The organism is Prosthecobacter sp. Pr1 (genome assembly GCF_057652315.1).
The window spans coordinates 71160-92678 of the sequence record NZ_JBYFBS010000012.1; the positions used below are offsets into that span (position 1 = coordinate 71160).

Sequence of the window (21519 nt, forward strand, 5' to 3'; positions counted from 1 at the left end):
GTCATGCAAGCATCCCACATTCTCCGCAAATACGATCCTGTCCAGTGGGGCGGAACCGAGACGGCCGTGCAACGCCTTGTTCAAGGGTTGCAAACGCGCGGCATTTCCTCCGTGATGCACGCGCCGCAAAATGCCGGGCCCGACGGCATCGATCCTCTGCGCGATGCAGGTGCCAAAATTCAGCGTTATCGTGCCTTTGTTCCCGTGCTGGGAATTTCTGCCGCACAACGCGACGCGCTCGTTTCATGGGGCGGCAATTTGTTTTCGTTTGAGCTCTTCCGGCAGCTCCGGGCCAGCCGTTCACAGGTGATTCACTCACATGCACTCAATCGAATCGCTGGCATCAGCTTGATGGCAGCAAGAACACTCGGCGTCCCTCATGTCATCACCTTGCACGGAGGTGCACTCGATATTCCTGATGAAGTAAATGCCCAGCTCACCGCTCCGCTGAAAGGTGGCTTCGAGTGGGGGAAGGCCCTCGGCGCACTCGTGCGCAGCCGTCATGTGCTGCAAAACACGGATGCCGTCTTCACCTGCAATCCTCGTGAAGCAGCCCTGCTGCAGGCAAAATATCCCCGGCAGCGCATCATCGTGCAGCCACACTCAGTTCCCGCCGCCCAGTACGCGGTGGACAGCCGCGCGGCCGCGCTCAAAGCCTACCCGCAGATCGCCGACCGAGATCTCATCGTCAAAGTCGCCCGTCTTGATCCGGCCAAGAACTTGCCATGGCTCGTGCGACAGCTTCCGGCCATCAAACGACGTCATCCACGTGCCATGCTCGTGCTCATCGGGGCTGGGACCACGCAGGCCGTCGTCGAAGAACTCCATCGCGAGATCGCCCGTTTGGGCTTGAGCAATGACATCCTTCTCACTGGCGGGCTTGAATCAGGCTGTGCTGAATTGATCGGCCTTGTCCAGTCTGCACGTCTGTTCGTCCTTTGTTCGACCGCCGAACCATTCGGCATCGTCATCCTTGAGGCCTGGGCTGCCGGCACTCCGGTGCTCTCTTCACGCACTTCGGGCCCCGCATCGCTGATCGAGCATGGTCGGACAGGGCTGCTCTACGATGTTGATCAGACCGCCGATTTTCACTCAGGCATCGACACCCTCATGATGAACAACAAGCTCCATCGTCACCTCAGTTCAGAGGCTCTGGATCATGTCCGCGCCGAATATGATGTGCCCACTGTCGCCGCTCGTGTCGCGCGTGTTTACAAGGAATTGGTCGAAGCGAAAAACCTTAAAGGCTCTAAAAGTCAAACTCACCGCCCACCAGTTCAGTTCGCCACCAAACTGTCATGAGTGATCCTCTCATCAGCATCGTCATGCGCTCCTTCAATGAAGCCTGGGCGCTGAAGGAAACCCTGCCCGCGATTGTCGCGCAAAACTGGCAGAACCTGGAACTGATCGTAATCGACAGTGGCTCGACTGACGGCTCTCAGGAACTGATCCGTGCCGCCAATCCTGCACACTTCATCCAAATCACGCCTCAGGAGTACAATCCCAGCCGCGTGATGAATCACGGCATGCGGCTCGCCAGCGCAGAACGCGTCATCTTTCTCAACGCTGATGCGACACCGCAAAATAATCACTGGTTGAGGCCCCTGGCAGAAACACTCGCCGACTCCAGAGTCGCCGCGTGTTTTGGGCGGCAGATTCCACGCCCCGACTGCCAGGCGGTGTTTGCCTGTGACTACGACCGCTGCTTTGGGCCTGAACGTGAATCCGCGCACTGGGATCATTTTTTCAGCATGGTCAGCAGCGGCCTGCGCAAAGACGTATGGCAGTTGCGCGGTTTCCGCGAAGACCTTCAATACGCTGAAGACGACGAGTACACACGCTGGTGCCGGGCGCAGGGTTACAAGGTGGCTTACGTCCAGGAGTCAGTGGTGATGCACAGCCACAACTACACACCGCAGCAAAGCTGGAAGCGTTCCTTTGGGGACGCCCGCTCCATCGGCAAGGCATGGTCTCAGCGACCGGGCGTCTTCAACTGGCCCCAGACTGTTTTCCTCGGCTGGCTGAACGATGTGCGGCATGACCTATGCTGGTGTCTCACCCATGGTCGCCTGCATGAGATCGCTCACGCCATGCGCATTCGCTGGCAGCAGCGCCGGGGCAAGCTAGCTGGATTCCACCAGGGATGGCGTGAACAGCAGGAGGTGTCCTCATGAAAATTCTCGTTCTTACCAATCTCTATCCACCTCACTACGTTGGCGGTTATGAACTGCGCTGTGCTGCAATCACTGAGGCGCTTCGGCTGCGCGGCCATGACGTGCATGTGATCACTTCGAATCATGGAGTTCAAGGCAGCCGTCCGCTCGCAGAACCTCACGTCGATCGAAGTTTGCGCATTCACGGCTACTACGGTCACCCGTGGCTGGGATTGAGTGCGCTCAAGCATCTCGAACTCCACAACAATCATACCGTGCGCGAGGCGCTCACCATACTGCGGCCAGATGTCGTCCATGTCTGGTGCATGGGCGGCCTGTCCAAGTCCCTCTGCCTCACCCTTCAGCGCAGCGGCGTGCCGACAGTCTATGATGTCAGTGATCACTGGATTTTGCGCAGCCTCACAGGTGATGTCTGGCTCGACTGGTGGAATCGCAGCCAGGGACCATTCGCATCACGCGTGCAGCGCATGCTTTGGACCCTGTGCGGAGTCCGGCGGCGGTGTAATGAAATTGCTCCCACCAGCCCCGTCTCCGAGATCCGTTTTAAACGGCTCTATTTCACCAGCGCCCGCCTACGCGAGCTCACGGCCCAGCAGGGCTACGATGTGATGCATGGCGGCGTCATCCACTGCCCGGTGGATACCCAGCATTTTAAGGGCACACCAATAACCCGTTCTCCAAAAAACTGGCTCTGGGTCGGACGCCTCGCCGAAGACAAAGGCATCTTGACGGCTCTGCGCGCACTGCTGCTCATCAAAAACTCCTTTGCAGGCGAACTGCACGTCTATGGCAAAGGAGACGACGCCTACGTGACCATGCTGAAAAACTTCGCTGCCGGAAACTCCCTTCCGGTCACATGGCACAGCGCCACGCCCCCAGAAATGCCTGATGTCTATCGCGCCCATGATGCCCTGCTGTTCACCTCCGAATGGGAGGAACCGTTTGCACTCACCCCCCTTGAAGCCATGGCCTGCGGTTTGCCGGTCATCGGCACCATGACCGGCGGCAGCCGCGAACTCTTCCGTCACGGTCAAAACGCCGTCACGTATGATGCTGGAGCCGCCACTCAGCTGGCGGAGCGCATCCTGCTTTTGCAAACCGAAGACCATCTGCGCACTCTCATCGCCCAAACAGGCCACCACGAAGTGCATGAGCGCTTTGCCATGGCTCCCATCGTTGATCAGGTCGAACAATACCTGCGTGAATCCATTCCAGTATGAGTGCCCGCTTCACCATCGACGGCAATGACAAGCTGGAACAGCACCTCGCTGTAACCTGCACTCACGTGCGTGCAGGAGTTGAGCGCATCATCCCGGCGGGCAAACTCGAAGGCCTTGCACTTGCCGGCGGCTATGGCCGTGGCGAGGGCGGTGTGCTGCGCGAAAATGGCCAGGACCTGCCCTACAACGACATGGAGTTCTTCGTGTTCATCCGCGGTAGCACATTGATCAATGACCGTCTTTTCAAGACTGCGCTGCACCAGCTCGGAGAGTCGCTTTCTCACGCAGTTGGTCTGGATGTCGAGTTCAAAATTCTTTCCACCACTCGTCTCCGTCGCAGCCCTGTCAGCATGTTCTACTACGATCTGGTCATGGGGCACCGTTGGATCATCGGCCGAGAAAACCTATTCGCCGGATGCGAACACCATCGCAACGCCAGCCGTATTCCCTTGCATGAAGCCACACGGCTGCTCTTCAATCGCTGCTCCGGTCTATTGTTTGCCAATGAAAGACTCGCGCAGGATGACTTCAGCGCCGCAGATGCCGATTTTGTCGGGCGTAATCTCGCCAAGGCACAGCTGGCCCTCGGTGATGTCGTGTTAACGATGGCTGGCCTTTATCATTGGAGCTGCCGCGAACGCCACCGCAGGCTTCTCGAGCTTGCCGGAGTCGATCCCTCCCTCATTTCTCATCATGCCGCAGGAGTGGAGTTTAAGCTGCATCCACAGCGCTCACCCCACACACGCGACGAATTGCGCCAGCAGCATTCGGCGCTGTCTCAGCTCGGCCAGAACATTTTCCTTCAACTGGAAAGCCGCCGTTTGGAAATCAAGTTGTCAACACCTGTGGATTATACCACCTGCAAAACCAACAAGTGCCCTGAAGTACCGTTGTGGAAGAACGTGTTCATCCATCTCCGCACACGAGACATACCATCAAGCATCACCCGTTATCCTCGTGAGCATCTCCTCCATGAGCTGGTGACAATGCTTTGGACCGAGCGCCACGCCACCTCGTCTGCCATCCAGCAGTACGCGGCGCTTTGGAACCGGTTTAACTAGGTCCATTTCCCCCCACTTGCGGGCGATGCATTCGTTCATGATTTCAGCTTTGGTACGTGCAGTTCTCCCTGCTCATGCACATCCTGGTTGTTTACCCTTACATCCCCTACCCGATCGACCGCGGCACCTATCAGCGGGTGTTTCATCTGCTGCGTGAGCTGGCCAAAAATCACACGATCGATTTGATTGCGCTCTCCGAAAAGGGCGAGCGCGTGGAGCATCGCGGCATCTTCGAAAGCTTCTGCCGCAAGGTGGTCTTCGTTCCTTTCGAGCATCCACCATGGCCAAGCTTGTTTCCCGACCGTCTTTTCAACTCCCTGCCAACGACAATCCGTCACTGGTGGTTGCCTCAGCTTGCCGACACCATCGGCAACATGCTCGACCAAAATGAATACGACATGGTGCATGTGTGCGACATCGTCATGGCGCAGTACTTCCTCAAAGACCATTTGGAGATACCGCTGAGCGTGGACCGCAGTCGGGTGGATCTGCAGTTTCAGAAGGAGCAGTACGCCCGCATGCCCAAAGGCATCAAATCATCCCTCCTTTACCGCGAGCAGGTCTGGAAGCTGCGCCGGTTCGAGCACAAGGTCGCCCGCCGCAGTTCTGTGCAGGTGGTGTGCGGCCCGGATGACGAGACTTTCATCCGCTCCCAGGTGAGCACCCATGTGCCAGTAGAAGTGGTTACGAACGGGGTCGATCTCGACTACTTCAGCCCCAATTCCGCAGAGGTCTCCCGCGATGCAGCACCCACGGTTCTTTATTGCGGCGCCATGGACTACATGCCGAACGTGGATGCCCTGCGCTGGTATTTTGGTGAAATTCACCCGCGTCTGAAAAAGCTGGTGCCAGACCTGCAGGTGTTGATTGTTGGCAAATCACCGACCGAAGAAGTCAAAGCTTACAGCAGACTGCCAGACGTCACCGTGACAGGCGGCGTTCCGGATGTGCGGCCATGGTATCGTCGTGCCTGGGCGCAGATCGTGCCGCTGCGCATCGGCGGCGGCACCAGGCTCAAGATTCCGGAAAGCATGGCGATGGGGACCCCGGTGATCAGCACCACCATCGGCGCGCAGGGCCTGAATCTGGCCCATGGCACGGACATTCTCCTGGCTGACACCCCTGAAATGTTCGCACACTACACCGAGCGCATGCTCCATGACGAAGCGCTGCGCCAGAAAATCGAGGAGCGCGGCATGCAGACCTGTCGCGGACGCTTTGGCTGGTCCGGTCTGGGTCAGCAGCTCAGCAGCTACTACTCACAGCATTTCCAGCCGGCAAAGAACTCCCATGAACACAACTGAAGCAGCATTCACACCACGCAGCGGACCGTCGTTGTCCATGCTCGGCGTCCCGTTCGACAACGTGACGACTGATCAGACTCTGGAGGCCATCTCCGGAATGATTGCCTCGCGCAAACCTCATTACATCGCTACCGCAAATGTCGATTTCACCGCGCTCGCCATGTATGACGAAGATCTGCGGCGCATTTTGCTCGATGCACATCTCGTGGTATGCGATGGCATGCCCCTTGTCTGGGCCTCGCGCTGGCTCGGCAATGCTCTTCCGGAACGTGTGGCAGGTTCTGATCTCGTGCCCAAGCTGCTGGCCGTCGCTGAAGAAAAAAACTGGAGCGTTTATTTTCTCGGTGGGAAGAAAGAGGTGGCAGAGAAGGCAGTCCAGGTCGTCCAGGAGCGCCACCCAAGGCTAAAGATCGCAGGCGTCATGTCTCCGCCGTTCAAGCCTCTGCATGAAATGGATCATGCAACCATTTGCGCTGACATTCACTCCACCAATCCTGATCTGCTGTTTGTGTCCTTCGGCTGTCCGAAGCAGGAAAAGTGGATCGCCATGAACTACCAGCGCGCCGGAGCACCGGTGACGATCGGCGTCGGGGCAACGATCGACTTTCTCGCAGGCCACATGCAGCGCGCGCCGCTCTGGATGCAAAAGATCGGACTCGAATGGCTGTACCGGCTGCTCCAGGAGCCACGGCGTTTGTTCAAACGCTACGCCACGGATTTCGTGATATTCGGACTGACGATTGTGAAACAGTGGTGGTTGACTCGAAGCAGCAGACGCACCACCCCGGCCCCTCCGCTCATTTCCACCCCTGCCAAAACCTCGGATATACAGCTTTCGAGTGTTCCGGAACTTTTCTGCCCCGAGCGCCTGGATGCAGCGGAGGTGCGCGTCATCGAGCAAGTTTGGATGCACACCCTCGAAGGACCAGAAGAGGGCATCATCATCGACTGCGGCGGCGCTCAGTTCATCGACAGCACCGGTCTTGGCCTGCTCATGCGCATGCAAAAACGCTGCCGTCAGTCTGGCAAGCAGTTGGTGCTGTCCACCGTCTCGCCCGCAATACTCAAACTGCTGCAGATGACCCGGCTAAACTCCATCTTCAGCCAGGCGGCCAGCCGTGAGGAAGCGCTGAACAAAATCTTGAACGCCAGCGCACCTGCTTCTCCATCCCCCACCAAGACCGTGCCACTTCACCTCGACTGGAGCGGCGCAGTCACCACTAGTAGTGTGGATGGCCTCTGGCGTGGCGCACTGGGAGTCATCCAGAATGCTGCCGATGCCCGCAATCCGGTCGTTATCGATCTGAAAGGGGTTCAGCTCATGGACAGCGGCGGCCTGGGCCTGATGGCCCGCTTGAAGGATCATGCCAGCAGCCAGCACATCCACCTGCGCTTCACCAATGCCAGCCCGGTCGTGCATGAATCCCTGCGTCACGAACAAATGGAACATCTTCTCGCATCATGAAAATCGCCATCTCCACCAGCGTCATCCAGCGCGGTAAAACCGGCGTGGCTCAGTACGTTCTGGCCCTCACCAAGGCGCTCCTGCCTTACGCGGACGTGGTCAAATTTCACATCCTCGCCCTGGCCCAGGATGTGCCTCTGTTCGAATTTGCGCGAGGAAGAATGCAGATAGTCCCGGTCGACGAGCAATGGCGTCCCGCCGTGCGAAACATCTGGTGGCATCAGCAGGTGCTGCCAAGATGGCTCGAAAAGCAGGAGATCGATGTGCTGCACGTGCCCAGCTACCGCCGCATGGTTCACACCGCACATTGTCATCTCGTCTCCACCATTCATGACCTTGCCCCGTTTCATGTGAAGAAAAAATATGACCTCGCCCGCATGATTTACGGCCGTGTCATCGTGAAACATCTTGCCCGCAGGCAGAATGGCATCATTGCGGTCAGCACCAGCACGGCCCAGGACATTGAGCACTACTTTGGCGTGCCGGTCCAGAAACAGAATGTGATTCTCAACGGCATTGATCACGCACGTTTTAATCCGGGAGACCGCGCCGCCGCCTGTGCCCAGGTGGAACAACGCTGGCAGCTGAAGGAGCCCTTCTTCCTTTATGTGTCTCGGCTTGAGCATCCGGCCAAAAATCACACCCGTCTCATCGAGGCCTTTGATCAGTTCAAAACCAGCACCGGCTCCCCCTGGCAGCTTGTGCTGGCAGGTAGTGACTGGCATGGCGCGGAACACATTCACGCGGCAGCGCGGGATTCCCGCCACGCCAAGGACATTCGTTTCCTAGGGTTTGTAGAAGACGCCGCGCTGCCTGATCTGTACCGTGCGGCCTCCACCATGGTTTACCCTTCATTATTTGAAGGATTCGGCCTCCCGCCCATCGAGGCCATGGCTTGCGGATGCCCTGTCATCACTTCGAAATGCGGCTCGCTGGCTGAAGTCGTCGGCACTGCTGCCCGCATCATCAACCCCGAGGACGTCGGAGACATGGCTCAGGCTCTGCAGGAGGTCGCTTTGCATCGCGAAAAGCGGGAGGCCCTGATTCCAGCCGGCCTGCAAAATGCCAGACGCTTCAATTGGGACGACAATGCCAGACGCGTCATGGAGGTCTATGAAAAGCCCTTCACTGGTTCCCGCAGTTGGGGGGGTTGAGGGCAGGAGGATCGGGGCAGAAGTTTCTTCACGAAAAATGTCCGACTTTCTTCATCATTGGCAGCTCGACACAAAGCCCTTTGAGGCCACATGGGACACGCGTTTTTATTACCGCAGTCCCCAGCATCAGGAGGCCCTCGACCGCCTGCTCTACCTCGCCAGCGAAAAAACCATGAACCTGGGCATGCTGACAGGCGACATCGGCTGCGGCAAAACGATCACCAGTGCTGTTTTGGCCCAGAGCCTGCATCCTTGCTCGTTTATTGTCGTGAGCTGTGAAAATTCAGGATTCAGCTTTGATGAACTGCTGCAATCCATCCTCTCTCAGCTCGATCCGGACGCAGATCAACTGCCCAAAGGAAGGTTTGGCCGCTGCGAACACATGAAAGCCCTGTGTGAGAATGCGGCAGAGCGTGGCCGGCACGTCATCATTCTGTTCGATGAAGCGCAGGACATGCCTGAAGAAACTCTCAGACAGCTCGGCTGGCTGACCAATTTCAACGGCGCTGGGCGCCCACTGCTGACTCTGCTGCTAATCGGCCAGCCTCCGCTGCGCAGGCTGGTAAACAGCAATCAGGCTATCCAGCAACGCATCGGACTTAGATTTCATCTCATGCCTTTGGCTGAGTCAGATACCGCAAACTTTGTGGAACATCGTTTGAAAGCAGCCGGCCATGCCGACGGCTCAGTGTTCGAAGCAGATGCGTTGATTCAGCTGCATCATATGACCTGCGGTATTCCGCGCGAGATCAACCGCACTGCGAAACTGTGCCTGGAACATGCCTGGGCATCTGGCAGCACTATAGTCACCGCACAAATCCTGCATGATGTGGCCTGTGATTTGTACCGCCAAGACCAGCTGCTCGGCATCTCCACGGCTCTTTCCTGTGTCTCATGAACGCAGTGCCTCCAACTTCCCTCAGCCTGACTGCGATCAATCGTAAACGCGGCATCAGCTGCCCGGTTGTTACCCGGCAGCGTGAGGCCCCCGCGCTCATCGAGCCCTTGGAACTCCCCACCTCTGCAATACCGGCTGCAGCATCCGCCGAACCAGCAGCACCTTCCATCAAACTCCCATTCGATCCACTTCGTGTGATCGACGCCCTCATCCGTCGTTGGTGGCTGATGTTGCTGGCAGGTTTGATCTTCTCTGCGGCAATGCTGACCGTGGGCTGGCTGCGGTTTGAAACGCTTTACACCGTCAAGTCCCAGATCATCAAGCAGCAGCTAGCCTCCGCCTTCAGACAGTCGGATTCCGGAGAATCGTTCAAACCAACGGATCTCACGATTCCGACGCTCATGTCGCTCATGTACTCGGGCGCCACCATCGCAGCCACCGCCATTCAGTTGGAGCATCGCTATGAAGAGAGTGCGCTTCGTTCAGGATTGATTGTCGCTGCTGAACGCAATACCGACATTGTAAACATCAGCATGACCTCAAATGTCAGTGCCGACGCCGTGCTTGAGATGCTGAAGGCCTATACCGAGACCGTGCTCCAGCTCTCACGGGAGCTTCAGCGCAGCGATGCTTCAAACATGAAGGCCTTCCTGCAAAAGCAGATTGAGCGCACCGATGCCGATTTGCTCAAGGTTAATGAAGAACTGCTGGCCTATGGCCGCCAGTCCCATCTCCTCGATGCCGACAAGCAGATGGATGCATGGTTGGCTGAACTGGGCAATTTCACGCTGAAGTATGAGACCTTGAAGCTCGACCATGACACCCTCGACGTACGCATTCTGGGCATTGAACGTGAACTGGGCAAGGTGGACACCAATGCCGCAAGAGTAGACACCGCCAAGAAGGAACTCGCCGACCTTCGGGTTCGATACACCGACGAACATCCCGCCGTGGTCGAATCCATGGAAAAACTTCACTCCATGGAGCAGCAGTTGAAGTCTTCCGGCATGCGCACCGATGCACCGCCCAAACCCGGCGAAAGCAATGTAGCGGAAAGTTTATACCTCGACCTCGTGCGTCTTCGCTCTGAAAAGCAGGTCATGGGCGAACAGCTGACAAAGCTCCTCGCAGTGCGTGAAGGAATCAATCAGCGCTTGGAACTGCTGCCACGCCAGGCCATGGAATACGCCCACATCAAATCTCGCAAGCAGACTCTGGAGACTTCCCGAGCCCTGCTGGCCGGGCGTCAGCGTGAAGCAGCACTCTACGAAGAAAATTCGCAAGGCTACTTCCGGCTGTTTTCCATGTCACGTGCTCAGGACGTGAGCACCGTAAAGCCAACACAAAAACTCATCATGGCAGGCGCGGGTGGGTTTGGCGGTGGCGCGCTGCTGGTGGCCGCCATCGTTGTAATTCTGACGCTGCTTGACGGCTACATCCGCAGCAGCGGTGATTTGAAACGCGCCACCGGTCTTCCTGTTCTGGGAGCATTGCCATTGAGGCTTGATTCAACCACTGAAAATGAAGAGTCCTGGGCCTTCCGCACCTGGACAAGGCTGCAGCCCATGCTGCAAACGCCTACCAGTGGCGGCGCCATGATCTGCGGTGTGTTGCATGCCGCTGAGGACAACGCAGCCTCCCGTTTGATCGGACTGCTCGCTGATGCCGCCATCCGGCGTGGTCTGGCATGCATCACGATCACACGAGAGCTCACTGAGGATGCCCTCACGCTCACGGCAGCCGTGGATCAGCCTGAACGTCCCGGAAAGATCACCCGCGAAATCACCGACCGCCCATACCGAATTGGCATGGACGAAGAATGGCAGTGGACTCCCTCACAGAGACAGCAATGGCAGGCAGCACTCGCGCACTGGCGAACACTGCCGGGCGTGGTGATCCTCATCGAACTCCCCGCTGTCGAGAAACCAGAGGCGCTGCTCATAGCTGAGCAGCTTCCCAATCTCATCTGGGCCGGTTCCAGTGGAACATGCCTGGTTCAAAAGGTCCAGGATGCCCTGCGCATGTATCGTGACGCGGGTTGCAGGCTCATCGCCGCCTTGCTGGACCGCGCACCAGAGTTGCGCCCGGCCGCACTGGCTCGATTTGGGGCGTTCGTCCTCTTGCTCAGCAGCTTTTCCTCAGCCTGGGCGCAGACGGACCTCCCGCTCGGTCCGGGAGATGCGGTGAACATCAACATGCCCGGTTTTGAAGGTCTCGAGCGCAAGGAAGTGCCGGTCGGCCCAGATGGCAAACTGACCTACATGCAGGCGCGCGACATCCAGGCGTCTGGATTGAGCCTGGATCAACTGCGCGAAAAACTGGTCACCGAACTGCGGCGCTACTACCGCAACGCCCGCGTCGTGGTCACTCCATCCACCTTTCAAAGCCGCAAAGTTTATGTGCTCGGCAAAGTGGTGAAAAAAGGGGCCATCAATCTGGACCGCCCTCTCACCATTCTCGAAGTAGTGGCTGAAGCCGGTGGTTTGGAAACCGGCTTGTTTCAGCAGAACACCGTGGAACTCGCAGACCTCGGCCGTAGTTTCGTCATGCGCGGACAGACTCGTTTGCCGGTCAACTTGGAGGCGCTCTTTCTGCACGGCGACATGAAGCAGAACGCCCGTGTCGAGCCGGGGGATTACCTCTACTTCCCTTCCGCCAACTCCAACGAAATCTATGTGCTCGGGGATGTGAAAATGCAGGGCACTCAAGGTCTGCTGGCCCACACTTCCGTCCACAGCGCCATCGCTCAGGCGGGCGGCTTCACGCCGAAAGCCTACACACGGCGTGTGCTCGTGGTGCGCGGCTCCTTTGAAAAACCCGAGCGCTTCGTGGTGGATATGGAGGACGTGCTCACTGCACGCGCCAAGGGTTTCCACCTGGAACCAAAGGACATCTTGTTTGTCGCTGACAAGCCCTGGGCCCGTGCCGAGGAACTGCTCCACATGGCGATCAACGCCTTCCTCCAAGGAGCCGTATCAGGCTGGACCCGCGCCAACATCGGCCCCTACATTCAGCAGCCAATCCTGCCACAGCTGCGCTAATAAAGGTTCACGCAATAGCTGCACATTATTTCCTTCAGTTCATTGGATTCATGATCGCCACTCTGGAGCCTGCTGCAACACCTGTCGCCAATCGCATTCTGCAAGTGGCCGTGATCGAGGACGATCCGACTCTGCGATTGTTTCTAAAGAAGCTTATCAGCAAACCTGGAGGCCAGCTGGCGTTTGCGGGAGCATGGGAGAGCGCCGAAGCCGCCGCGAAACCGCTGCTCGAAACGCGGCCTGATGTCGTGGTCGTTGATCTCGAGCTTCCCCACATGTGCGGCATGGATCTGATCCGCCATCTTGCACCGCGCATGCCTGCCACGGCATTTGTGGTGCTCACGATTCATGATGATTCACAAAGGGTGTTCGCGGCGCTGCGTGCAGGTGCCAGCGGCTATTTGTTAAAGAGTTCAAAATCATCCGAGATCATCGCCGGCATCCTTCAAGCCAGCGCAGGCGGAGCCCCGCTCAGCCAGGAGATTGCCCTCCTGCTCATCCAGTCGTTTCAAAACCCGGCGAAAACCGTGCGCAAACGCATGCCGGGCCTCACGCCTCGGGAATGCCAGATTCTCGAAATGCTCTCTGAGGGCATGGTGCCAAAGGAAGTGTCTGACAAACTGGGTATCAGCTATGCCACCGTGCGCGACTACCTCAAGTCGGTGTATGCCAAGCTGCACGTGCGCTCCCGCACCGAGGCCGTGATCAAATACCTTGATCAAACCAAGTAGCCTTTTCAGCAACCCCACAGCTGCGGGGATTGTCGGCGGATTGTGCAGCAGGGATGTTTGCGCATGAGATTTACCACTCTGATCCCCTGCTGCCTTGCGCTGCTCAATGCCTGCTCAATGATGAAGGAGCAGAAAAAATTCGATGCCCGTGCACAAGGCACCATCACGGACGCCGCCTTCACACAGACCAAGCGCCAGGAACCCATCCATCCCGAGTGGCTGAAGCCCTCATCCAAACCATATACACTGGGGCCCGGGGACAAGCTGGAGATCGAAATAATCGGAGAAACCGGCACGCGCGCGGACACCTTTGTCACGCCTGACAGCAAGCTCTACTTCGACCTGCTTCCCGGCATTGATGTGAAGGGCAAGCCGACAACCCAGCTCCGTGAGGAGATGGAAAAAATGCTCACACGCTATTACAAGCAGCCGCAGGTTTCAGTGACGCTGCGTGAGGTCAGCAGCCAGCGAGTGTGGGTGCTGGGGCGTGTCAATTCTCCTGGCATCTACCCATTGAACCGGCCCATGCGCGTGCTGGATGCCGTCACTCAGGCTGGTGGTCTTTTCGCCTCAAGCTTCACAGGCACCACCGAAGAACTCGCCGATCTCAGCCACAGCTTTCTCATGCGCGGCGGAAAAATGCTGCCGGTGGATTTTCAGAAGCTCATCCGTGAAGGAGACATGTCTCAAAACATCTACATCGAGCCCGATGACTTCATTTATCTCCCGTCCTCCATGACCAATGAAATCTATGTTTTGGGTGCCGTCACCGAGCCCCGCCCCGTGGGTTTCATGAACGAAATGAATTTGATCACCGCACTCGGTCGTGGACTCGGCATCCGGCCTGAGGCTGACCTTACTCACGTCACCATTGTGCGCGGTTCACTGACGGAGCCCAAAATCGCCACGGTCAATGCCAGAGACGTCATCCAGGGCAAAGCCACCAATGTCCGTTTGGAACCCGGAGACATCGTCTATGTGCCCGGCAGTGGCAGCATGTCCCCCGGCGGTTTTTTGCATGATGCGGTCAATACCTTCACGCGCCTGGTCGCGGCCAATGAAGGCAACTCAGCCGGAGCGCCAAATGCCACACCCATTGGTTTGAACCTCAACATCGGACCCTCCAGCCCCACACAATGACCACCTCCCCTCGTCGCATCCGCCCGCTTATCATTGCCGAGGCAGCCAATCCGACACTCACCAGCGCGGCGCTGGTCGGCTGGTCCTGCGCGAAGGCCATCGCCGCACAGACCGATGCCCACATCGTCACCGAGTGGCGCAATCGCGATGATTTTCTTCGCGCCGGCATGGTGGAGGGCACCGACTTCACCGCCATCAACAACCGCCGCCTGCAGCACCTCTCATGGAGTCTGGCCACGAAGTTCAGCCGCAAAGGGAGCTTCAGCTGGAGCCTCTATGCCGTGCTCTCCAATCTCGTTTATCCATTCTTTGAGCGCAAACTCTGGCAGACCTTCGGCCCCAGACTCCGCGCTGGTGAATTCGATCTCGTACACCGCCTGCTGCCCCTCTCTCCCACCACGGCAAGCTGGATCGCGCCCCGGCTGAAAAAGATCGGCGTTCCCTTCGTGCTGGGTCCTTTGAATGGTGGCGTGCCATGGCCGCAGGGCTTTGATGATTTGCGTCAGCAGGAGCGCGATGGCGCGGGTCGCCTGCGTGCTTTCTACCGTTTCTCACCGGGCTTGAAACAAACACGTGAATCCGCGCACGCCATTCTCACCGCTTCACGCACCACCCTCCATGAAATGCCCGCACATCTTCGCAGCCGCTGCGTCTTCATGCCCGAGAACGCGGTCGATTTGGAAAAATTTCCGCTCACGCCCAAAGCACCCGCCGTCACAGATCCTTCCAAACCGCTCCGCATTTCCTTTGTGGGCCGCCTCGTGGCCCTGAAGGGCGTGGACATGCTCATTGCCGCCGCCGCCCCCTTGATTCGCAGTGGCGCGCTGCACCTCGACATCATTGGCGACGGTCCCGAACGCGAGCGTCTGCAAGCCATGGCGCAAAGCGAGAACATCACCTCTGGCGTTTGCATGGACGGCTGGATTCCACATGCCCAGCTCGGCGCCCGCCTTCGTGAGAGCGATCTCTTCGTATTCCCCAGCATTCGTGAATTCGGCGGCGGCGTCGTGTTGGAAGCCATGGCGTTGGGAATCCCAGCTGTGGTGCTGGATCACGGCGGCCCGCCCGAATTGGTGCCACCAGGAACCGGCTACGTGCTTCCCATGACCACGCGTGAAGACATCGTCACCCGCCTGCGCCAGCTGCTCACGGAGCTGCGCGAAGATCCCTCACAACTTCACACTGCAGGCGAGCTCGCGCAGGCGCACGTTCGCAAGTTTTACTCATGGGACGCCAAGGCAGTGCAGATCCATGAAGTCTATCGCTGGGTGCTGGGCCATCGTGCAGCCAAACCCGACTGGGGCACCCCCATGGGCTTTGCGAGCCAGATAGTCGATTCTGAAGAGTCGATGCAGCCCATGCCTCAACCTCTGCTCATTCCAGACCATGGCTTCTAAAGCACCCAGCCAGGGCGCGTTTCACATCCCTTCGCTGGATGGCATGCGCGCTGTGGCCATCTTGATTGTCTTTCTCAGCCATGCCGGTCTCTCCCATGTGGTTCCCGGCTTGTTCGGAGTCACCGTCTTCTTCTTTCTCAGCGGCTACCTCATCACCACTCTGCTGCGAATGGAATGCGAAAAGCATGGCGGTGCCAATCTCCGCCAGTTCTTCCTGCGTCGCACCCTGCGCATTCTCCCGCCGTTTTATCTGATCTTGGCTGTCATTGCCTTGCTCACTGCTCTGAGTGTTTTGCCAGGAGGCTTTCATGGTCAGGCATTGATGGCGCAGTCCCTCTTCGCCGCCAACTACTGGGAGATCACCGGTGGCGTGCAGCCACCCGGCACGGAGATTCTCTGGTCGCTCGCCGTGGAGGAGCATTTCTACCTGCTCTTTCCTTTCCTCTATCTCGGCATGCGTCGCTTCATGCCGGACCGCCGTCATCAATTCGCTCTGCTGATGACCCTCTGCGTCGCCGTACTCGCGTGGCGCATGCTGCTGGTTCATCAATTCTCCGCCATTGATCTGCACTCAGGCTCGGCTCACCATCCACGCACCTGCCATGCCACGGACACCCGGCTTGATGGCCTGCTCTTTGGCTGTGCTCTCGCAGTCTGGGGAAATCCTGCCTTGGATGCCACGCGCATTCGGCGCAGTCACTGGCTTTGGCTGCTGCTGCCTTCCTGTGTCGCCCTCTTGCTGGCCACGTTCGTCATCCGCAGCGTCCCTTTTCGCGAGACATGGCGTTACACCCTTCAAGGCCTTGCCTTGATGCCTGTCTTCATCGCCGTCATCCGTTACTCCGACGCCCTGCCCCTGCGTTTCTTGAACTGGCGCTGGGTCAGCCGAGTCGGTGTGCTTTCGTATGCCTTTTATCTGACACATGCGCTCCTGCTGTCACTCGTGGCGCACTGGCTGCCTGCACCTGAAGGTCTGAGCCATCTCCAGCTCATGCTGCTTCGTGGCACGGTTGCATTCCTCCTCACGCTCGCAGCCTCCTGGATGATTCATCAGTGGGTCGAAAAGCCCTTCTTGCGCCTGAGACGCCGTCTCGGTAGCGGCACGAAATCAGCACAGCATAAGCAATCGGGCGCATTAGTATTGAATCAAGTTTAGCAAAGCCTAAACCTCGATTCATTCTTGCTTCCAAAGCCTGATTTGAAACGACCCGGCTTGCGGTCTGCGTGTTTCGTTCGGAGCGTACCATTGTAACACACTTCCAGTGTTCCTTTTGAGCTCCCAAAATCATGAACACCCCGCCATCCATTCGCGTCGCCTGTGTCGAGGATGATCCGCATTTCCAGGCGCTTCTGAGAAATCTTCTGACACCAGAGCATGGCTTTGAACTTTTGGATATCTTCAACAACGCCGAGCAGGCCGAGGCATCCATCTTGGACTCCAGGCCGGATGTCGTGCTGCTCGACATGAAGCTGCCCGGAAAAACCGGCATTGATTGCTTGAACATGCTCGAATCCCACATGCCTGCCACGGCTTTTGTCATGCTCACCGGAGATGACACCCCGCACCAAGTCTTCGCCGCGCTGAAGGCCGGCGCCTGCGGCTACGTTCTGAAGACCGCACCTGTCGAGCATTTACTTGAAGCCGTTCGCGCCGCAGCGCTCGGCGGAGGTCCGCTGAGTCCAGCCATTTCACGCGTGGTGATCTCAGCTTTCCAAACGAAAGCGGTCAAGGTCCAGCCCCGCATTCCCGGCATCACGCACCGTGAGAATGAACTGCTCGGTCTGTTTGTGAAAGGCCTCAGCGCCAAAGAAGCCGCCTACGAGATGGGCATCAGTTATGAAACCGTGCGTGATTATTTGAAGACCATCTATCACAAGCTCAAAGTCAGATCACGCACCGAAGCCGTGCTGAAATATGTCCGCAACCAGCAGGGGCCGGCCCTCGCCTTCTGATCAGCGCACACGCACCTGCTTCTTGCTTCGGACTGCCGCCCTGCGGCTCATCTCCATCCCGGACACCATCCCGGCCAGCATGAGCCAGTGGGACAGGTTCTTCGTCTGCGTCAGAATACGCTCCACCGTCCCATGCAGGTAGCAGATGGACAGCGCCACCAGAATCCCGAAAGCGACATAGCCCATCAGGCTTTTCCCAAAGTAAAGCCACGCTCTGAAGGCGCACCAAAGCGTGACTGCCTCAAAGAGCAGAAACAGCGACCAGCCCAGCCATCCATTCTCCGCCAGCAGCAGCCAGTAGAGACTTTCCGTCAGCGGATTCCCCCAGTAAAGTTCGTCCACAATCGCAAAGCCGCGATCGGCGTCCCATTCCTCTAGAATAGCGCTGTATTTTGCGCCCAACGGGCGGCTGTTGGCGATGCCGTAGTTGTTCCACCCGATGCCCAGCAGTGGGTAATCATGCAACATGGCCTTGCATTGACGGTTGAGCACCGGACGCAGGTCCTCCGTATTCTTCTCCTTGCTCTCCCGGACCTCCTTGAGCCGTGAGTTGAGCGAGTCCATGGCAAACATCATCACTAGCACGGCACCCACCACCCCCATCACAGAAAACAAGGCTGTGCGCACCCCGGGGCCGCGCAGCCAGGCCATGCCAAGTACGATCGCAGCCCCCACGGCATAGGCGGCCAGTGCCGCTCGTGAAACCGAAAGTAGCACGCACAGTCCCGCCCCGCCAAATGCGGCCAGACATAGCCACAACAGGCGCCCCTTCACCTCCTTGTGTAAAGCAGCAGCAAATACCACGCATGCCGTCATGTACGCCCACATGGACATGGGGTTCTGATGCTCAAACCAGCCCTTGATCTGAAAGTAGCCTTCCAGGTAGCGCATCTTCATGCAAATCCAGCCCTGCACGACCAGGCTGAACCCAAGCCCGATCAGGGCGGCACGCAGGTCTTTGTCATCACGCAAATACATCGCCGCAGCCACGAAGATCAGCGTGCCTTTGCCAAATCGCGAAAAAGCCATCCATGCCAGCGAGGCATCCCAGGCATTGGCCACAGAGAGCAAGCCCACCACCGTCCACAATGCATACACCCATGTTCCAGGCGGCCATCCTTTGCGCGGCGGCACCGCCGGATCACGCGGACTTTGCGCCACGGCGATGATCAGAGCGATGGCAAACACCTCAATCAGGGAAACCTCATAGCCCTTGGTGTGGCCACGGTACTTCTCGATGCTGCCGATCATCAGCGTGAATCTTCCCGGCTGAAGTGTGGGCATGAAAATCATCAATCCAAACAACGCCCGCTGCCAGGCGCGCCGCGATGCCATCATCACCCCCAGCAACGGCGCAAAGCCGCCGTAGAGAAGCAGGGCAATCAAGATTTTGAAAAGATCCTTCACAGCTGAAATCAAACCCCGACACCGCATCATCTCACCGCCCCCGATTGAGGGGGGAGCCAACTCTTCCTCACGCATTTAGATTTTCCCTCACCTCTTCTCCTGCATGCGTCCCACCATCGGTGTCCTTATCCGCTTCAAGAACTCCGCAGCCACCCTTCCTCGTGTGCTCCAACGACTGCAGGCGCAAACCATCCGCCCCCTTTTCATTCTCGGCGTGGACACCGGCAGCACGGATGATTCAGCCGCACTGATCACTCAGGCTGGAGGCAGGGTGATTGCATGGTCACAGCCCTATCATCATGCGCGCGTGCTCAATCACGGCCTCAGGCATCTTCACACGGATCTCGTGCTCGTGCTGAGCTCGCACACCACCCTGGAAGACGATGACGCCGTGGAACGCATGCTCGCCGCCTTTGAGGATCCCCGCGTCGCCTGCGTCAGCGCCAAGTGGGACGACGATCCATTCTACAGCGATGCCATCACCTGGGACGAACTCCGCGCCAAGGGCCTCAAGTTTGGCTCCATCTATAGCAACAGCATGGGCATGATCCGCCGCAAAGCCTGGACGACTGTCCCATTCGATGAAAGCCTGATCACCGCCGAAGACTACGCCTGGGCCATTGAGCAGCTCCAGCGCGGCCACGTTTGCAAACGGCTGGCTCTTCGCTTCGGCTACGAGCGCAGCGGCCATGACCGCACCTTCGAGTTTGCACAGCTGGTGTTTCAGTTCGCACGCCGCTACAAGGTTCGAGTCACATGGCTCGGCGTTCCGCGCAGCCTGCAGCAGATGCTGCGCGCGTTGTTCACGCGCCGGCCAGACTCAGCGCCGCCCGCTTTGCATTACGAGCGGCTCAAAGCCTGGGCCCTCATGCGCTTTACCGCCGCTTCTTCTTTTTCCGGCCGGTGAGGATAGCGCGGGCGCGATCTTCGTCGTCGAGGGCGGTGGTGTACTTGTAGCTGAATCCTTCAAGCTTCCGCCTCTCGATCTTCTGACTGATCAGTCGCTCGATGGAGGCCACGTTCATGAGCTCATCAGCGGCGAAGAGGGTGAAGGCATCGCCTTCCTTCTGCGCACGGCCGGTGCGGCCGATGCGGTGGACATAGTCTTCCGAATGCTCGGGCACCATGTAGTTGATCACATGGGTCACACCGCTGACATCCAGACCACGCGCGGCCAGGTCCGTTGCCACGATGATTTCAAATTCACCATTGCGGAAGCCCTGCAGGGCGCGCTCGCGGTCACGCTGGCCGATGTCGGAGTGCATCACGGCTACCTTGTATTCGTTGAGCTGATTGAGCGCGGAGTAGATCTGGTCAGCCTGCACCTTGGTGCGGGTGAAGATCATGACGCTCTCGAAATGGGTCTGCTTCAGGATCGCCAGCAGCAGTTCCATGCGCTGGTCGCTGGCCACCGGATACATGTAGTGGCTCACCGTCTCGGCAGCGGAGAAGCGGATGCCCACTTCGACGCTTTCGGGATCTTTGAGCGCGAAATCCGCGAGGCTCTTGATCTGCGGTGGCATCGTGGCGGAGAAAAACAGCGTCTGGCGTGCAGGAGGAGTTTTTTCAATGATGCGGCGCACGTCGGGAAGGAATCCCATGTCGAGCATGCGATCGACTTCATCCAAGATCAGCACTTCAATGCCGCGGAGGTCAGCGATGCCTTCCTGCATGAAATCAAGCAGACGTCCTGGGGTGGCAACAACGATGTCGACACCCTCTTGCAACCCTTTGCGTTGCTTGTCATAACCAACGCCGCCATGGACAAGGAGAACGCGGAGGCCCGTGTGCTTGCCGTATTTTTCAAACTGTTCGACCACCTGCGCGGCGAGTTCACGGACCGGTTCGAGGACGAGCACTCGGAATTTCCCAGGAGCCCCCAGGCGGGTGAGTGTGGGCAGCGCGAAAGCGGCGGTCTTGCCAGTGCCGGTCTGCGAAGCACCGACGACATCCCTGCCGGTGAGGATGATGGGGATGGACTTTTCCTGAATGGTCGTGGGCTTTTCGTAGCCGGATTCACGAATGGCTGCCAACACGGCTGGCGAGAGACCGAGAACTTCAAAGGCCTCAGGAAAGGGACCTTCAGGGACAGGCGGCGGCGCGGGCGGAGCCACCGAGGTGTAATTCACACGTTCAGGCTTGTCCTCACGGGGGCCACGCGGCGGACGCTTGTCATCGCGCTCACGGCCACGCGGCGGGCCGCGGCGGCCATCACGCTCTGGGCGTTCCGGACGCTCACCACGCTCACGGGGCGGGCGGGCAGAGTGCTCACGCGGCTGACGGGGGGCGTGCTCTCTTGGCTTGTCGTCATGCGTGCGCTTGTGCGCGTGAATGGTGGCCGGATGGTGTTCTTTCGAATGGCCAGGTTCTTTGGCAGGAGCATGGGCAGCCTCCTTCTTCTTGTCTCCGCCAATGACGCGTTTCAGGCCTGCTTTAAAGCGGCTGAAAAGGGAGGGTTTCTTCGGGGCGTGTTCGGGTCTGCGTGGGGTGGTCACAAGCGTTTTCTAGAGTAGGAGGCGGGGTTTATCGGCCAGTTTGGGCGACAATGCAAACCCGCAGACAGCCTACGGGCGG

At 58.4% G+C, this 21519-nt stretch carries 17 protein-coding genes; 15 read left to right on the plus strand and 2 right to left on the minus strand.

Translation table 11 applies throughout. From position 1 onward, the window contains the following. The first annotated feature begins 3 nt into the window (after positions 1–3). From AC24GY_RS18925 to AC24GY_RS18990, 14 genes are all read left to right on the plus strand, one after another. Complete coding sequence (locus AC24GY_RS18925; RefSeq protein WP_487686386.1) at positions 4–1302, plus strand: glycosyltransferase family 4 protein; 1299 nt, start codon at positions 4–6, stop codon at positions 1300–1302. Further along, entirely contained in the window at positions 1299–2174 is an 876-nt protein-coding gene (locus AC24GY_RS18930; protein ID WP_487686387.1) for a glycosyltransferase family 2 protein, read from the plus strand. Before AC24GY_RS18925 ends, AC24GY_RS18930 begins: the two co-directional genes overlap by 4 nt. Continuing rightward, a complete protein-coding gene (locus AC24GY_RS18935) occupies positions 2171–3394 on the plus strand; it encodes a glycosyltransferase family 4 protein (RefSeq protein ID WP_487686388.1) in 1224 nt (407 codons plus the stop codon). Before AC24GY_RS18930 ends, AC24GY_RS18935 begins: the two co-directional genes overlap by 4 nt. Beyond that, positions 3391–4455 carry a hypothetical protein gene (locus tag AC24GY_RS18940; protein WP_487686390.1) on the plus strand — a complete coding sequence of 355 codons (1065 nt, stop codon included), beginning with the start codon at positions 3391–3393 and terminating at the stop codon, positions 4453–4455. Before AC24GY_RS18935 ends, AC24GY_RS18940 begins: the two co-directional genes overlap by 4 nt. Before the next feature lie 74 nt (positions 4456–4529). Beyond that, a complete protein-coding gene (locus AC24GY_RS18945) occupies positions 4530–5759 on the plus strand; it encodes a glycosyltransferase (protein WP_487686392.1) in 1230 nt (409 codons plus the stop codon). Beyond that, positions 5746–7224: a WecB/TagA/CpsF family glycosyltransferase gene (locus AC24GY_RS18950; RefSeq protein WP_487686394.1), complete on the plus strand. Its 1479-nt coding sequence runs from the start codon at positions 5746–5748 to the stop codon at positions 7222–7224. Before AC24GY_RS18945 ends, AC24GY_RS18950 begins: the two co-directional genes overlap by 14 nt. After that, the gene (locus tag AC24GY_RS18955) at positions 7221–8378 is read left to right on the plus strand and encodes a glycosyltransferase family 4 protein (RefSeq protein WP_487686396.1); all 1158 of its coding nucleotides are present in this window, start codon (positions 7221–7223) and stop codon (positions 8376–8378) included. The genes AC24GY_RS18950 and AC24GY_RS18955 overlap by 4 nt, the downstream gene beginning before the upstream one ends. Before the next feature lie 37 nt (positions 8379–8415). Then, a complete protein-coding gene (locus AC24GY_RS18960) occupies positions 8416–9276 on the plus strand; it encodes an ExeA family protein (protein WP_487686398.1) in 861 nt (286 codons plus the stop codon). Next, the gene (locus AC24GY_RS18965; RefSeq protein WP_487686400.1) at positions 9273–12317 is read left to right on the plus strand and encodes a polysaccharide biosynthesis/export family protein; all 3045 of its coding nucleotides are present in this window, start codon (positions 9273–9275) and stop codon (positions 12315–12317) included. Before AC24GY_RS18960 ends, AC24GY_RS18965 begins: the two co-directional genes overlap by 4 nt. A 50-nt stretch (positions 12318–12367) precedes the next feature. Continuing rightward, positions 12368–13048 (plus strand): response regulator, encoded by a 681-nt coding sequence (locus AC24GY_RS18970; protein WP_422322508.1) that lies wholly within the window; start codon positions 12368–12370, stop codon positions 13046–13048. A gap of 63 nt (positions 13049–13111) precedes the next feature. Continuing rightward, on the plus strand, positions 13112–14188 hold the full coding sequence (locus AC24GY_RS18975; protein ID WP_487686402.1) for a polysaccharide biosynthesis/export family protein: 1077 nt from the start codon (positions 13112–13114) through the stop codon (positions 14186–14188). Then, positions 14185–15585 (plus strand): glycosyltransferase family 4 protein, encoded by a 1401-nt coding sequence (locus AC24GY_RS18980; protein WP_487686404.1) that lies wholly within the window; start codon positions 14185–14187, stop codon positions 15583–15585. Before AC24GY_RS18975 ends, AC24GY_RS18980 begins: the two co-directional genes overlap by 4 nt. Beyond that, on the plus strand, positions 15575–16741 hold the full coding sequence (locus AC24GY_RS18985; protein ID WP_487686406.1) for an acyltransferase family protein: 1167 nt from the start codon (positions 15575–15577) through the stop codon (positions 16739–16741). The genes AC24GY_RS18980 and AC24GY_RS18985 overlap by 11 nt, the downstream gene beginning before the upstream one ends. 131 nt (positions 16742–16872) lie before the next feature. Further along, positions 16873–17538, plus strand: coding sequence for a response regulator (locus AC24GY_RS18990; RefSeq protein ID WP_487686408.1), 666 nt, complete (start codon positions 16873–16875; stop codon positions 17536–17538). Here AC24GY_RS18990 and AC24GY_RS18995 read toward each other — a convergent pair whose 3' ends face one another. Next, on the minus strand, positions 17539–18924 hold the full coding sequence (locus AC24GY_RS18995) for an O-antigen ligase family protein (protein WP_422322499.1): 1386 nt from the start codon (positions 18922–18924) through the stop codon (positions 17539–17541). It abuts the gene before it with no gap. 124 nt (positions 18925–19048) lie between these two features. Here AC24GY_RS18995 and AC24GY_RS19000 point away from each other — a divergent pair, with 124 nt between their 5' ends. Further along, the gene (locus tag AC24GY_RS19000) at positions 19049–19852 is read left to right on the plus strand and encodes a glycosyltransferase family 2 protein (protein WP_487686411.1); all 804 of its coding nucleotides are present in this window, start codon (positions 19049–19051) and stop codon (positions 19850–19852) included. On the opposite strand, the gene AC24GY_RS19005 is transcribed toward AC24GY_RS19000, so the two are convergent. Beyond that, positions 19821–21440, minus strand: coding sequence for a DEAD/DEAH box helicase (locus AC24GY_RS19005; RefSeq protein WP_487686413.1), 1620 nt, complete (start codon positions 21438–21440; stop codon positions 19821–19823). The genes AC24GY_RS19000 and AC24GY_RS19005 overlap by 32 nt on opposite strands. Positions 21441–21519 lie beyond the last annotated feature (79 nt).